The 14285-nt window shown below is 72.7% G+C and carries 16 protein-coding genes; 5 read left to right on the forward strand and 11 right to left on the reverse strand.

Annotation, left to right across the window (positions count from 1 at the left end; genetic code table 11):
- Positions 1-23 precede the first annotated feature (23 nt).
- From BAY60_RS26930 to clpS, 9 genes are all read right to left on the reverse strand, one after another.
- Positions 24-794 carry an MBL fold metallo-hydrolase gene (locus BAY60_RS26930; protein WP_112284636.1) on the reverse strand — a complete coding sequence of 257 codons (771 nt, stop codon included), beginning with the start codon at positions 792-794 and terminating at the stop codon, positions 24-26.
- A 39-nt stretch (positions 795-833) separates the two neighbouring features.
- Positions 834-1637, reverse strand: coding sequence for a glutamate racemase (gene murI, locus BAY60_RS26935; RefSeq protein WP_112284098.1), 804 nt, complete (start codon positions 1635-1637; stop codon positions 834-836).
- The gene (locus BAY60_RS26940) at positions 1634-2299 is read right to left on the reverse strand and encodes a rhomboid family intramembrane serine protease (protein WP_425466486.1); all 666 of its coding nucleotides are present in this window, start codon (positions 2297-2299) and stop codon (positions 1634-1636) included. Before BAY60_RS26940 ends, murI begins: the two co-directional genes overlap by 4 nt.
- Positions 2300-2383: 84 nt before the next feature.
- A complete protein-coding gene (locus BAY60_RS26945) occupies positions 2384-3334 on the reverse strand; it encodes a PLP-dependent cysteine synthase family protein (protein WP_112284100.1) in 951 nt (316 codons plus the stop codon).
- Between the two features lie 2 nt (positions 3335-3336).
- Positions 3337-3615, reverse strand: coding sequence for a MoaD/ThiS family protein (locus BAY60_RS26950; RefSeq protein WP_112284102.1), 279 nt, complete (start codon positions 3613-3615; stop codon positions 3337-3339).
- A gap of 79 nt (positions 3616-3694) precedes the next feature.
- Entirely contained in the window at positions 3695-4159 is a 465-nt protein-coding gene (locus BAY60_RS26955) for a M67 family metallopeptidase (RefSeq protein WP_112284104.1), read from the reverse strand.
- A gap of 104 nt (positions 4160-4263) precedes the next feature.
- Positions 4264-5283, reverse strand: coding sequence for a P1 family peptidase (locus BAY60_RS26960; protein ID WP_112284106.1), 1020 nt, complete (start codon positions 5281-5283; stop codon positions 4264-4266).
- Positions 5280-5837 carry a DUF2017 domain-containing protein gene (locus BAY60_RS26965; RefSeq protein WP_112284108.1) on the reverse strand — a complete coding sequence of 186 codons (558 nt, stop codon included), beginning with the start codon at positions 5835-5837 and terminating at the stop codon, positions 5280-5282. The genes BAY60_RS26960 and BAY60_RS26965 overlap by 4 nt, the downstream gene beginning before the upstream one ends.
- Entirely contained in the window at positions 5834-6118 is a 285-nt protein-coding gene (clpS, locus tag BAY60_RS26970; protein ID WP_112284110.1) for an ATP-dependent Clp protease adapter ClpS, read from the reverse strand. Before clpS ends, BAY60_RS26965 begins: the two co-directional genes overlap by 4 nt.
- Before the next feature lie 124 nt (positions 6119-6242).
- On the opposite strand from clpS, the gene BAY60_RS26975 reads away from it, so the two are divergent.
- From BAY60_RS26975 to BAY60_RS26985, 3 genes are read left to right on the forward strand one after another with little or no spacing between them, the layout of a single operon-like run.
- Entirely contained in the window at positions 6243-7550 is a 1308-nt protein-coding gene (locus tag BAY60_RS26975; RefSeq protein ID WP_112284112.1) for a nicotinate phosphoribosyltransferase, read from the forward strand.
- A gap of 24 nt (positions 7551-7574) precedes the next feature.
- The gene (locus tag BAY60_RS26980; RefSeq protein WP_112284114.1) at positions 7575-8147 is read left to right on the forward strand and encodes an isochorismatase family protein; all 573 of its coding nucleotides are present in this window, start codon (positions 7575-7577) and stop codon (positions 8145-8147) included.
- Positions 8144-9088, forward strand: a complete 945-nt coding sequence (locus BAY60_RS26985; RefSeq protein WP_112284115.1) for a sugar kinase — start codon at positions 8144-8146, stop codon at positions 9086-9088. The genes BAY60_RS26980 and BAY60_RS26985 overlap by 4 nt, the downstream gene beginning before the upstream one ends.
- Here the strand turns inward: BAY60_RS26985 and BAY60_RS26990 are convergent.
- Positions 9063-9722 carry a choice-of-anchor P family protein gene (locus BAY60_RS26990; protein WP_245992828.1) on the reverse strand — a complete coding sequence of 220 codons (660 nt, stop codon included), beginning with the start codon at positions 9720-9722 and terminating at the stop codon, positions 9063-9065. The genes BAY60_RS26985 and BAY60_RS26990 overlap by 26 nt on opposite strands.
- A gap of 119 nt (positions 9723-9841) precedes the next feature.
- A complete protein-coding gene (locus tag BAY60_RS26995) occupies positions 9842-11686 on the reverse strand; it encodes a glycerophosphodiester phosphodiesterase family protein (RefSeq protein WP_112284117.1) in 1845 nt (614 codons plus the stop codon).
- A gap of 128 nt (positions 11687-11814) precedes the next feature.
- Here BAY60_RS26995 and BAY60_RS27000 point away from each other — a divergent pair, with 128 nt between their 5' ends.
- Positions 11815-13875 carry an ATP-dependent DNA helicase gene (locus BAY60_RS27000; protein ID WP_245992829.1) on the forward strand — a complete coding sequence of 687 codons (2061 nt, stop codon included), beginning with the start codon at positions 11815-11817 and terminating at the stop codon, positions 13873-13875.
- Between the two features lie 58 nt (positions 13876-13933).
- Entirely contained in the window at positions 13934-14281 is a 348-nt protein-coding gene (locus BAY60_RS27005; RefSeq protein WP_112284119.1) for a hypothetical protein, read from the forward strand.
- Positions 14282-14285 lie beyond the last annotated feature (4 nt).

The following is a 14285-nucleotide window of genomic DNA, read 5'->3' on the forward strand; positions in this document are numbered from 1 at the left end:
TGCTGCGCCTGGGACGCGGCGCCTCACACGTCGTAGCCGGCCCCCTGCTCGACGAGGTCCACGGGGCCGGAGAAGGCGGCCCTGGCCTCGGCGAGGATCTTCGCCGGGTCGGACCACGGCGCGACGTGGGTGAGCAGCAGCCTGCCGACGCCCGCGCGGGCGGCCAGCTCTCCGGCCTGCCTGCCGGATAGGTGCACGCCTCCGGGGCGGTCCGGCGCGTCGGTCCACGACGCCTCCGCCAGCAGCACGTCCGCTCCCCCGGCCAGCTCGTCCAGCGCCGCGCACGGCCCCGTGTCGCCGGTGTAGGCGAGTGTGCGGCCACTGTTGCTCACGCGCACGCCGAAGGCCTCGGTCGGGTGGTCGACGGGCACGGCGCCGATGTCGAACGGGCCGACGCGCACCGGCCTTGCCGACAGCGGGTGGAAGTCGTAGACGTCGGTGAGGTCGGTGGCCAGCCGCTCGGCCTCGTGCGGTGCGTAGGCGTTGGCGAGCCGCGCGGCCGCCTCCTCGGGCGCGTACACGCCGAGCCGCCGCTGTCGCGGGTCGTAAGGCGGGTCCGGGTGGTAGCGGCGCAGCACGGTGAGCGCGCTGAAGTCGGCACAGTGGTCGGGATGCAGGTGGGACAGCACGAGCGCGCCGAGCCGGAACGGGTCGCACAGGGCCTGCAGCTGCGCGAACGTACCGTTGCCGAGGTCGATGCCGAGCAGGAAGCCGTCGGCTTCGACAAGGTAACCGGACGCCGCCGCGCCCGGTCCGGGAATGCTGCCGGAACAACCGAGGATCGTCAGTCGCACGGTCGCCACCCTGCCATGAGCGCCCCGGATTCGCCCGGGCTACGTGTGCGCCGGCACTCCGGGTGCGAAACCCAGGAACCGCTGCGCGAGCCGCGCGAAGCGCTCCGGGGAGCCGGTGCTGACGAACCGGTGCGCGGGCTGCTCCCGCCGCCCGGCGAGCAGGTCGCGCTCGGTGAGCACGCGCACGACCTCCTTCGCGCACTCCTCCGCGCTGGACACCAGGGTCACCTCCGGCCCCATCACGATCTGGAGCACGCCGGTGAGCAGCGGGTAGTGCGTGCAGCCGAGGATCAGCGTGTCCACGTCGCTGCGGGCCAGCGGCTCCAGGTAGCCCTGGGCGAGGCCGAGCACCTGCCGCCCCGAGGTGACGCCACGCTCGACGAAGTCGACGAACCGGGGGCAGGCCACCGAGGTGAGCCGGATGTCGGCGGCGGCAGCGAACGCGTCGTCGTAGGCGCGGGAGCGGACCGTGCCCTCCGTGCCGATCAGGCCGATGCGTCCCGTGTGCGTCGCGGCGGCGGCCCTGCGCACCGCGGGCAGCACCACCTCCACCACCGGGATGTCGTAGCGCTCGCGTGCGTCGCGCAGGCATGCCGACGACGCGGTGTTGCAGGCGATGACGAGCGCCTTGACCCCGTCGGCCACCAGCCGGTCCAGCGCGTCGAGCGCCAGTTCGCGCACGCGGGCGATGGGCAGCGGGCCGTAGGGGGCGTTGCGGGTGTCGCCGACGTAGTGCAGTTCCTCGCCGGGAAGCTGGTCGACGATGGCGCGGGCGACCGTCAGCCCGCCGACGCCGGAGTCGAAGATCCCGATCGGGGCGTCGGCCGGAACGCTGCGAGTCACGCCCCGAGATTACCGGGCGGGGGACCGCTCGCCTTGCGCGCCCGCGCGCGGTCCGACCTGGCGACGATCCAGGCCGCGAGCACGCCACCGAGCGCACCGAACAGGTGTCCCTGCCACGAGATGCCCGGGTTGCCCGGCAGCACGCCCCACAGCATCCCGCCCCAGACGAACAGCAGCACGGCGGCCACGACGAGCTGCCCGAAACTTCGGCTGAAGATGCCCCGCACCAGCAGGAAGGCCAGCCAGCCGAAGGCGAGTCCCGACGCGCCGACCGTGACGACCTGCGGCGGGGCGGTGAGCCACACGCCGAGCCCGCCGACGAGCCAGATGGTGGCCGTCACCGCCACCCACTGCCCGATGCCGCCCGCCATGGCGAGGAAGGCGAACACCAGCACCGGCACGGTGTTGGCGAACAGGTGCGACCAGCCGTCGTGCAGAACCGGCGCCCACGCGATGCCGTCCAGCCCGGACAGCGTGCGCGCGTGGATGCCGCCGAGATCCAGCTGCGCGGGCAGGATGACGTCGAGTAGCTCCACCAGGTAGAGCAGCACCGTGAAGGCCAGTGCGACGACACCCGCCGCGATCGGCCGCGGTGGCAGGATGCGTTTGGCCGGAGTGGCCTGCCGGCCGCCCGCCGGCACGGGCTGGGGCTGCGTGCTCACGTTCTCAGGCTACGTCCGCGACCGGCAGGCTCACCTCGGTGAGAACCCTGAAATTCCGCCCCTGCTCACGGCGCGGGGCAGGTGTCAGGCCCAGAGCTGGCCGTCGAGCCGTTCGGCGGCCTCGTCGAGGGAGCCGCTGTAGGCACCGGTGGACAGGTACTTCCAGCCCGCGTCCGCGACGACGAACGCGATGTCGGCGGACGAGCCCCTGGCCATCGCCTTCTCGGCGACCCCGAGCGCCGCGTGCAGCACCGCGCCGGTGGAGATGCCCGCGAAGATGCCCTCGTGCTCCAGCAGTTCGCGGGTGCGGCGCAGCGCGTCGTAGGCGCCCACCGAGTAACGGCCGCTGAGCACGTCGGGGTCGTACAGCTCGGGCACGAAGCCCTCGTCCAGGTTGCGCAGGCCGTACACCAGCTCGCCGTAGCGTGGCTCGGCCGCGATGATCTGCACGTCCGGCTTGTGCTCGTGCAGGTAGCGGCCGACGCCGACGAGCGTGCCGGTGGTGCCGAGCCCGCCGACGAAGTGGGTGAGCGTCGGCAGGTCCTTCAACAGTTCCGGCCCGGTGCCGTAGTAGTGGGAGTCGGCGTTGGCCGGGTTGCCGTACTGGTAGAGCATCACCCAGTCCGGGTTGGTCTTGGCCAGCTCCTTGGCCCGGCGCACCGCCTCGTTCGAGCCGCCCGCGGCGGGCGAGTAGACGATGCGCGCGCCGTAGGCCTGCAACAGTTGCTTGCGCTCGGCCGAGGTGTTCTCCGGCATCACGCACACCAGGCCGTAGCCCTTGAGCTTGGCGGCCATCGCGAGCGAGATGCCGGTGTTGCCGGAGGTCGGCTCCAGGATGGTGGAGCCCCGGCGCAGCCTGCCGTCACGCTCGGCGGCCTCGATCATGGCCAGCGCGGGCCGGTCCTTGATCGAGCCCGTCGGGTTGCGGTCCTCGAGCTTGGCCCAGAGCCGCACGTCCTCCGACGGCGACAGCCGGGGCAGCCCGACCAGCGGCGTGCCGCCGAGCGCGTCGAGCAGGGACTCGTAGCGAGCCATGGCTAGCGTGCGCCACCCGCGACGGCAGGCAGGATGGTGACCGTGTCGCCGTCGGAGACCTCGGCGTCGAGCCCGCCCGCGAACCGCACGTCCTCGTCGTTGACGTAGACGTTGACGAAACGGTGCAGCTTCTCGTCCTTGACCAGGCGAGCCTTGAGGCCGCTGTGGCGGGACTCGATGTCGTCGATCACCTCCGCCACCGTCTTGCCGGACGCCTCGACGGACTTCTCGCCGCCGGTGTGCGTACGCAGGATCGTCGGGATGGAGACGGTCACGGCCATGGGTTTACCTCCGCAAGTGGTTCTGACAGGACAGACGTCTGGGCCCGCGGCACTATTCCCCGCGTGAGCCGGGTGTGACTCAGGCGTCGGGGACGTCGTCGCTTCCGGTGTTGGCGAACATGTACGACTCGACGACCTCGACCGGCTCCTCGGTCACCACGCCGTCCACGATGCGGTACGAACGAAACTCGTGCTGCTCGGGGTCCCTGGTGGAGACCAGGACGTAGTGCGCGAAGGGTTCCTGGGCGAGCTTGATGTCGGTCCGCGAGGGGTAGGCCTCGGTCGCGGTGTGCGAGTGGTAGATCACGACGGGTGTCTCGTCGTTGGCGTCCATCTCGCGGTACAGCTTGAGCAGGTCGCCGGAGTCGAACTCGTAGAACGTCGGCGAGCGGGCCGCGTTGACCATCGGGACGAACCGCTCGGGGCGGTCACTCCCGTCATCGGGACCGGCGATGACGCCGCACGCCTCGTCCGGGTGGTCCCGGCGGGCATGGGCGACGATCGCGTCGACGAGGTCACGGCGGATCCGAAGCACGGTGAACATCTTACGGGCTGGACAAGCGGTGTTCACACCGTGAGACACCCCACTGCCCTCACCCGGCCGGGTTCGGGTGCCCGGCCGCGGGTACAGCACCCGCGCACCAGGGATCAACCGTCGTACGACGACGTGGTGAACGCCTCGGGCCACACGTCCCGGTAGGCGCGCAGGCCGGGCACCGAGGTCGCCGCCAGCAGCCCTCGCACCATCGCCCTCGTGAACACCCGCGCCGCCGCCGAGCACAGTGCGTCCAGCGTCGCCATCCGGCTCGCCTCGCCGATCCGGCCCTCCGACAGCGGAAGTTCGCGGTCGCCGGTGGCCAGCGCGAAGACGGTGTCGCCGTCGAACATCGTGTGCGCGGGACGCACGGCCCGCGCCACCCCGTCCTGGCCGGCGACGGCGAGCCGCCTGCACTCCGCCTTCGACAGCGCGGCGTTCACCGCCACCACCCCGATCGTGGTGTTCAGGCCCGTTCCCGCCACCGGGAGATCCGCGCGCCTGCCCGGCCAGCGCGCGACTCCGAACTCACCGTCGACCTCGTGGTCGGCGGCGAAGGGCTCGCCCGTCTCCAGCCGCACCGCCTCACCGGAGGCGTTGACCACCGCGAGCGCGCCGAGGACGAAGCCCTCGACCTCCTCGCTCGCCGTGCCGACACCGCCCTTGAGCGAGCCGACCTGCGCACCGGCACCCGCGCCGACCGTGCCCTCGGCCACCGTGCCCGGCGAGGCCGCCTCGCAGGCCGCGTACCCGAAGGAGGCGTCCGGCCGGTTGCCCCAGTCGCCGCGCGGCAGGTCGAACACCACGGCGCCGGGCACGATCGGCACGACCTGGTGCGGCTCGCGCCCCACGGGGAAGCCGAGGCCGCGCTCGCCGAGCCAGCGCATGACGCCGTCGGCGGCGGCCAGCCCGTAGGCGCTGCCGCCGGAGAGGCAGATGGCGTTGACCCGCTGGACGAGATTCTCCGGCTCCAGCAGGTTCGTCTCGCGCGTGCCGGGCGCGCCGCCTCGCTGGTCGACGGCGGCCACGGCCTCGTCCGGCACGAGCACGACGGTCGTGCCGGTCGCCCAGCCGCCGGAGAGCCGCTGATGGTGCCCGACGAGCACGCCCGGCACGTCGGTGAGTCCGCTCATTCGGTGAGCGCCTGCACGAGGCTCTCCTGCACCCAGGTCAGCCAGTGGTAGACGCCGAGATGCGGGGCCCTCGGGTCCTCTTCCGGCAGCTCGTCGGGCATGTCCTCCTGCACGTCGAGCGCGGTGCCGAGCGCGAGCCGCACGTCGTTGAGCGCCGCGAGCCAGGCGTCGGCCTGCTCGTAGCTGAGCTTGATGTCGCCGCCCTCGGGCGGCAACGTCTGCAGCACCACCGCCGCGACGCCGACCTTGGCCTCCAGGACCTCGGGCTCGTGCAGCGAACGCAGCGCCGCGGCCGAGTCCAGGTCCTCGGTGGTGGGATGGTCGGGATCAAGGCGATGGAAGTCGGGCAGCAGCCGCGACAGCACGGGATCGTCGGGCCCCTCGCTCGGGCCCGTGCGGATCCCGGTCAGCTCCTCCAGCTCGTCCTGCGGGCTCTCCTCCGAACGGGCCCGCAGCATGTCCTCCACCTGGCTCACGAGTCCTCGCAGGACAGCGGCCTCCTGCTGCTCGAACCCGCCGAGCACCCTGCCGCCCTTGCGGCGCCAGCTCTTCACGACTGTTCCATCGTGGCCCACAGGCCGGCCGCGTGGAGCTTCGCGACGTCGCCCTCCACCTTCTCCTTGGTGCCGGAGGTGACGGCGGCCTTGCCCTTGTGGTGGACGTCGAGCATCAGTTTGGTCGCATGGTCTCTGCTGTACCCGAAGAGCTTCTGGAACACGTACGTCACGTAGGACATGAGGTTCACCGGGTCGTTCCAGACAATGGTCTGCCACGGCTTGTCCCCGGCGCCCTGATCGGCACCGAGGGTCTGTTCGGCCTCGACGGGCGTGCTCATGACTCCATGGTGTCACGTTCGCCACGGGTGGTGCGGCACCAGGTCTCGCCATGTGGGTGACCGTGACGGCCTGCTCCCGCCACCGGCCGGATCGCCGCATCACGCGCCGCAATAGGCTCCAGCCATGGCACCCACGGACGAGGCCGCGAACCCGGCGGGCAGCACCGCGCTGCTCACCGACCACTACGAGCTGACGATGCTGGGCAGCGCCCTTGCCGACGGCACGGGCAGGCGGGAGTGCGTGTTCGAGGTGTTCGCACGCAGGCTTCCCGCGGGACGCCGCTACGGCGTGGTCGCAGGCACCGGCCGGGTCCTCGACGCGATCTCCGACTTCCGGTTCACCGACGCCGAACTGAGCCAGCTCAAGGCCACCGCCGTCGTCGACGACGACACGCTCGACTGGCTGGCCGCCTACCGGTTCTCCGGCGACGTCGACGGCTACCCGGAGGGCGAGCTGTACTTCCCCGGCTCGCCGATCCTCACCGTGCGCGGCACGTTCGCCGAGGCGGTGGTGCTGGAGACCGTCGTGCTGTCCATCCTGAACCACGACAGCGCCGTCGCCTCCGCCGCGGCCAGGATGTCCAGCGCCGCCCACGGAAGGCCGATCATCGAGATGGGCGGCAGGCGCACCCACGAGATGGCCGCCGTCTCCGCCGCGCGCGCCGCCTACCTCGCCGGGTTCGCCACCACGTCGAACCTGGAGGCGGGCCGGCGCTACGACATCCCGACGCGCGGCACGGTGGCGCACGCGTTCATGCTGCTGCACGACACCGAGGAGGCGGCGTTTCGCGCGCAGGTGCAGAAGATGGGCGCGGACACCACCCTGCTGGTGGACACCTACGACATCACGGCGGGCATCGACACGGCCGTGCGCGTCGCGGGACCGGAACTGGGCGCCATCCGCATCGACTCCGGTGACGTCGGCGTGCTCGCCCGCAAGGCCCGCGAGCAGCTCGACGCCCTCGGCGCCACGGACACGCGCATCGTCGTGTCCGGTGACCTCGACGAGCACGCCATCGCCGCGTTGCGCGCCGAGCCGGTGGACGCCTACGGGGTCGGCACGTCGGTGGTCACCGGTTCCGGGGCGCCCACCGCTGGCATGGTGTACAAGCTGGTGGAAGTGGACGGCAGGCCCGTCGCCAAGCGCAGCGAGCACAAGGCGTCGCGAGGCGGCCGCAAGTCCGCGCTGCGGCGGCACAAGCCCACCGGCACGGCGCTGGAGGAGGTCGTCTACCCGACGGCGAAGCCGCCGGAGCGCGGCGAGCACGACCGGGAGCTGCACATCCCGCTGATGCGCGCTGGACAACAGGTGCCGCAACTGCCCACCCTCGAAGACGGAAGGCAACGACTGCGCAGGGCGCTGGTGAGCCTGCCGTGGGAGGGTCTCAAGCTCTCCGGTGGCGATCCGGCGATTCCCACGACGTTCTTCTAGGAACCGTTGCAGCCAGGAGGAACCATGACTACCGCGCTGATCGTGGTGGATGTGCAGAACGACTTCTGCGAGGGCGGCGCCCTCGCCGTCGCGGGCGGCGCCGCGGTCGCCGAGGCGATCTCGCGGCACGCCAGGCGGGACGGCTACGCGCACGTCGTGGCCACGCGCGACTACCACATCGACCCTGGCGCGCATTTCAGCGACAACCCCGACTTCGTGCGGTCGTGGCCCCCGCACTGCGTCGCGGGCACGGCGGGCGCCGGGTTCCACCCGCAACTGGACATCACGCCGATCACGGCCGTGTTCTCCAAAGGCCAGTACAGCGACGGCTACTCCGGCTTCGAGGGGCAGACCGACGACGGCGATACGCTCGCCGGCTGGCTGCGCTCGCGCAACGTGACCGGCGTGGACGTCGTCGGCATCGCCACCGACCACTGCGTGCGGGCCACGGCGCTCGACGCCGCGAGGTCCGGGCTCTCGGTGCGCGTGCTGGCAGACCTCACCGCGGGCGTCTCGAAGTCCACTGTGGACGCGGCACTCGCCGAGCTGGCCGGTGCCGGGGTCGAGGTCAGCGGCGCCCCGCGGGTCGCTTCGTGAGCGAAGCGGGTCTGCTGACCTTCGGTGAGGGCCTCGCGGCGTTCAGCACGGTCTCGGGCAAGCTGCGGCACGCGACGTCGGTGGAGGTGAGCATCGCGGGGCCGGAGGCCGGGGTCGCCATCGGCGTGGCCCGGCTCGGCGTGGCCGCCGCGTGGGCTGGCCGGGTCGGCGCCGACGAGCCCGGCGCCCTGGTGCTGTCGCGGCTGCGCGACGAGGGCGTGGACACCTCGGCGGCGATGACCGACCAGGAGGCCTCCACGGGCCTGGTGCTCAAGGACTTCCGCACCACCGACTCGACGCGCTCGGCCTACTACCGGCACGGCAGCGCGGGCAGCAGGCTCTGCCCGGAGGACCTGCCGGAGGACCGCATCGCCGACGCGGGTGTGCTGCACCTGACCGGGATCACGCCTGCGCTGTCCGACACGGCGGCGAAGGCCGTGTTCGCCGCCGTGGACGTGGCCCGCGACGAGGGCGTGCCCGTGTCGTTCGACGTCGCCTACCAGCAGGCGCTGTGGCCGCCGGAGGACGCCCGCGACGTGCTGCGCGAGCTGATCACCAGGGCCGACATCGTGTTCGCGGGTGACGACGAGGCGCGGCTGCTCGGATTCACCGGCCCTGCGGGGGAACTGGCCGAGAACCTGGCCGCGCTGGGCCCCGAGCAGGTGGTGGTGAAGCTGGGGCCGCGCGGCGCGATCGCCGAACTGGGCGGCGTGCGCTACGACGTGCCGACCTACCCGGTGCGCGCGGTGGACTCCGACGGCGCCGACGACGCGTTCATCGCCGGGTTTCTCGCCGACTTCCTCGCCGGGGCGCCGCCGGAGCGCCGCGTGCGCACCGCCGCCGCCTGCCGGGCGTTCGCCCTGACGGTGCCGGGCGAGTGGGAGGCACTGCCCGACCGCGACGAGCTCAAGCAGCTCAGCCCCCGAAGGGATCGCAGCTAGCGGTGCCCAGCACGATGTCACCGCTGCCGGGCCCGCCCTCGGGGAAGAGCACGATGCGCAGCGTGTGCGTGGTGAGGCTGCCGTCCGGCAGCGACGGCACGACGAGCTCGTTGAGCACGATCCGCGCCATCGGCGGGTCCCCCGGCTTCGCGCCGGGGATGGTCAGCGTGTGGTTGGGCTTGATGTCGGCGGGCACGGTGAAGCCCGACACGCCACCCAGTTCGACGTAGCCGCTGCTGCCCTTGGCCGTGGTGCGGCATTCGGCACTGTAGGTGCGCACGCGGATGGTGGGGCCGCCGAACTGGCGCAGGACCTTCGTCTCGAACCGCTGGCCCGCGACCTTGGCGCTGGACGTGCCGTCCCCCGACCTCGTGCACGAGGTCTCGCCCCTGCCGTACTCCGTGGTGGAGCCGACCCGGGTGCCGCCGGAGCTGTTGGCGGGCGGCCCGGCGACGACGTCGCACGGCGCGATCGGTGCCGCCTGCGCCGGTGTGCCGCCGACGACGATGTCGGCCTCGCCCAGCGACGCCGACGCCGTCGAGGTGGGCGCCTGCGCGGCCTGTGCCGACGCGGGCAGCACCACCGCCCCCGCCGCGAGCATCGCCACCGCCACCGTCTTGCTGATCTTCGACATCACCGCTCCCGTGCCGTCGTCGCGGACAAACTCGCCTCATCGACATCGGCGGCGGCGCGGGCCTGCCTGACCCGCACGAGCGGATGTCACCCGCACGTGTGGGTCAGGCAGGTACCGGCTCAGGCTCCGGCGAGGATGCGGATGTCGCCGAGCAGCAGGCGCTCCTGCTCGGGCGTGAACGGCGCCGCGCGGACGGCGTGCGCGACGAGCGTCCAGCGGCCCGCGTCGAGATGCCGCAGGATCGTGGCGGTGTGCTGGGCCGGAACCGCGGCCTCGGCCACCAGCACGCGCACCCCGGTCGGGTCCACGACCACGTCGAAGGCCGAGCCGGCCTCGGCGACCCCACCGGGGCCCTCGGCCACGGCCGTGAGCGTGTGCCTGCCCGCCGCCAGCGTGCGCGGGTCGATCGGCGTGCCCGCCTCGATGGGCGCGCCGTCGAGGGTCAGCGTCACCGTGTCGGCCTCGGCGGCCTGCACGGCCACGGTCACCGGGGTGTGGCGGCGCACGGTCGCGCCGTCGGCGGGGGCGGTGATGGCCACGGTCGGCGCCGCCGCCGGATCCTGCTCGGCGCGCTGCCGCCAGCCGTAGTGCTCACCGGCGCGGTTGGTGATGACCGCGTCGACGCCCAGCTCGCTCAGCTGCTCCCAGCGGGCGGCGTCGTCGATGGTGTAGGGCATCACGGCGATGCCGGCGTCGTTGAGCGTGCCCACCGTGCCGGGCCGGGTCAGCAGCGCGGTGACCGACGGGTTGTAGGCCACGACGCCGAAGTCTCGGGCGGTGGCGAGCGGGTCGGCGTCCAGCGACGAGCGCAGCAGGCCGAGCGGAAGCCGCGGCGCCAGGTCGCGGGCGTCGCGCAGCACCTGCTCGTCGAAGCTCTGCAGCAGCACCTGCTCGGTCATGCCGCGCGTCAGCACCTCCTCGACGATGCCCTGGGTCTCGGCCCGCGTCTCGGGGCCCTTGACCTCCAGCAGCAGCGTCGAGCCGCTGTCCTTGACGAGGTCGAGCACCTGGCCCAGCGTCGGCACGCGCTGGCCGGCGAAGGCGGGCGAGAACCACGAGCCCGCATCGAGCCCGGTGACGTAGTCGGCGGTGAGCGAGGACACCGCCCCGGTGCCGTCGGTGGTGCGGTCGACGGTGGAGTCGTGCATGACCACGGCAACGCCGTCGGCGGTGGTGTGCGCGTCGATCTCGACGTACTCGGAGCGGGCGCGGATGCCCGCCTCGACGGCCGCTAGCGTGTTCTCGGGTGCGGCCGACGAGTAGCCGCGGTGGGCCACGGTGAGCGGCAGCGCGCCGTCCGGCTGGGTCACCGGCAGGGGCTCCAGCTCGGTGACCCGCACGTCGTCGACGCTGATCCTGGCGCCGTCGGCGATGAAGCCGAGCACGCCGTCGGCGCTGCGAGGCAGCTGCGTGGTGGCCAGCACGGTCTGCCCGTCGAAGCTCCACGTGGCCTTCGTGCCGTGCACCTCGACGCTCATCCGCACGTCGCGGCCCGTGCCCGCGTCGTACGGGGCGGAGGCGGTGTCGGTGACGTTCCAGGTGTTGGCCCGGGTGCGGGTGGCGAACTCGATGCCGTTGCTCGCACTGGACTGCGACCGCATGATGGCCTGGCTCCACGGCACGGCGCCGGACGGGTCGATGTCGAGCATGATGCCCGCCCACCGGCTCGCGTTGTTCACGGTCTCGAACCTAACCGTTGCCTCGGCGCGAAAGTCCCGCAGGTGGGTGCCGAACGTGATGCGGGAAAGACTGCCGGGCTGCGTGTTCACGAGCCTGCCGCCGCTGACCTCCCACTGGCCCGCGACGGGCGAGAAGCCCTCCGGCAGCGTCGTGCCGTCGAACGACTCGGCGACGACGACGTCGCCCGGGTCGGCGGCGGCGAGCTGGGGCAGGGCGGGGCCGGTGGCGGTGAGGGCGGTCGCCGCCAGCAGGCAGGCCAGCGACCGGGACCGGATGCGTCTCATCGGGCTGACGTTATGTCCGGTTCCTGACCGGCCGGTGAGGCATGGATGGAGCTTTCGTGATCACCAGACGACCGGATGGGGCCGACCGCGGCCGATCCTGACGGTGGGGGCGGGTAACGTCTCGGTCCGTGGCCGACTCCGCCGACTCTTCTGCCCTGCCCGGCGTCCGCGAGCTGCTCACGCATGCCGTCGAGGCCGTGGGCGGCACCGAGCGCGAGGGCCAGGTGCGCATGGCGGAGGCCGTCGGCAAGGCCATCCGCACGGGCGAGCACCTGGCCGTGCAGGCGGGCACCGGCACCGGCAAGTCGCTGGCCTACCTGGTGCCCGCCATCCGCCATGCGGTGGAGCGCGAGGCCACCGTCGTCGTGTCGACGGCCACGATCGCGCTGCAGCGTCAGCTCGTCGACCGCGACCTGCCCCGGCTGGCCAAGGCGCTGAAGAAGCCGCTGGGCCGGGAGCCCACCTTCGCGATCCTCAAGGGCAGGCGCAACTACCTGTGCCTGCACCGCCTCGACACCGGCGCGCCGGAGGAACCCGAGAACACCGGGTTGTTCGACGCCTTCGCCGTCTCCCGCATCGGCAGGGAGGTCAAGCGGCTGCACGAGTGGGCCTCCGACACCGAGACCGGCGACCGCGACGAGCTCGTGCCCGGGGTGTCCGAGCAGGCGTGGCGGCAGGTCTCGGTGACGGCCAGGGAATGCCTGGGTGTCGCGCGCTGCCCGATCGGGACGGACTGCTTCGCCGAGCAGGCCCGTGGCGAGGCGGGCAGGGCCGATGTCGTGGTCACCAACCACGCGCTGCTCGCCATCGACGCGCTGCAGGAGTACCAGGTGCTGCCCGAGCACGACGTGGTGGTGATCGACGAGGCGCACGAGCTGGTCGACCGGGTGACGTCGGCGGCGACGGCCGAGCTGACCCCGGCGATGATCTCGGCGGCGACGCGGCGCAGCGGCAAGCTCATCGACGCCGGCATCGCCGACCGGCTGCTGGAGGCGGGCGACGGGCTCGCGCTGGTGCTCGACGACATGGCCCCCGGCCGCATCGACGCGCTGCCGCAGCCGCTGGCCGGGTCGGTCACCGTGGTCCGCGACGCCGCACACGCGTGCCTGACCGCGCTCGGCTCCGAACGCAAGGAGGACGTCGAGGAGGCCACGGCCCGCAAGCTCGCGCGCTCGGCGCTGGAGGAGGTGCACGACACGGCGGTGCGGCTGCTCGACGCCTTCGACTCCGACCAGGCGAACCGGCCGGACGTGGTGTGGCTCTCCGGCGACAAGTACTCGGCGAACCCGAGGCCGCCCGCCCTGCACGTCGCCCCGCTGGGTGTCGGCGGCCTGCTGCGGGAGCGCGTGTTCGCCCGCAGCACCACGGTGCTCACGTCGGCGACGCTGGCGCTCGGCGGCACCTTCGACACGCTGGCCAGGCAGTGGGGTCTGCCGCCTGCTCCGAAGCCGACGGTCAAGGCGGAGGGCACGGCCACCGAGAAGCCGCCGCCGTCGGATTCCGACGAAGGGCCACGGTGGAGCGGGCTCGACGTCGGCTCGCCGTTCGACTACGCCCGTCACGGCATCCTCTACGTCGCCAAGCACCTGCCCCCGCCCGGCAGGGACGGGCTCGGCGAGGCCATGCTGGACGAGCTGGCGGAGCTCATCGACGCGGCCGGGGGTCGCACACTCGGGTTGTTCTCGTCCATGCGCGCGGCCAAGCAGGCCACCGAGGAGCTGCGGGAGCGCGTGTCCCACCCGATCCTGTGCCAGGGCGAGGACTCCACCTCCCTGCTGGTGGGCAAGTTCGCCGACGACACGCGCACGTGCCTGTTCGGCACGTTGTCCCTGTGGCAGGGGGTGGACGTGCCGGGGCCGTCGCTGCAGCTCGTGGTGGTCGACCGGTTGCCGTTCCCGCGGCCGGACGATCCGGTGTCGTCGGCCCGGCAGCGGGCGGTGGAAGCCCGTGGCGGCAACGGTTTTCTCACCGTCGCGGCCACGCACGCCGCGCTGTTGCTGGCGCAGGGCGCGGGGCGGCTGCACCGGTCGGTCAGCGATCGCGGTGTGGTGGCGGTGCTGGACTCCCGGCTGGCCACCGCACGCTACGGCGGCTTCCTGCGGGCATCGCTGCCGCCCCTGTGGCCCACCTTCGACCGCACCGTAGCGCGAGAGGCCTTGCGCAGACTCGACGCCGCCGCCCCGGCCTGAGGCCGGTGCGCGGCAAGGGGCTACGGTGAACGGAACCCGACACCAAGGGAGAGGTCGTTTGTCCCCCGACTCATCGAGCGCGCGATCTCGTTCGGTCAGCGTCGACGACGTCGGTGTCCGTCGGCAACTGGCCGACGGCACCGAGGAATCGGTCACCTGGGCGGAACTGTCCGCCGTGGTGGTGAGAGTGATCCCCGAGGGCCCGTTCCGGGAGGACGTGTTCCTGATGCTCGCCGCGGCCGACGGAACCGGCACGGCGGTGCCCAGCGGCGACCCGGCCGCCAACGCGCTGATCGAGCGGCTGCAGACCCTGCCCGGCTTCGACCACGAGAAGTTCGTCGAGGCGATGACCACCGACGCCGACGAGGCCTACGTCGTCTGGAAGGCGGGCAGCTCCCCGTCCTGAGCCG

This window comes from Prauserella muralis (genome assembly GCF_003202285.1).
Classification (GTDB): domain Bacteria; phylum Actinomycetota; class Actinomycetes; order Mycobacteriales; family Pseudonocardiaceae; genus Prauserella_B; species Prauserella_B muralis.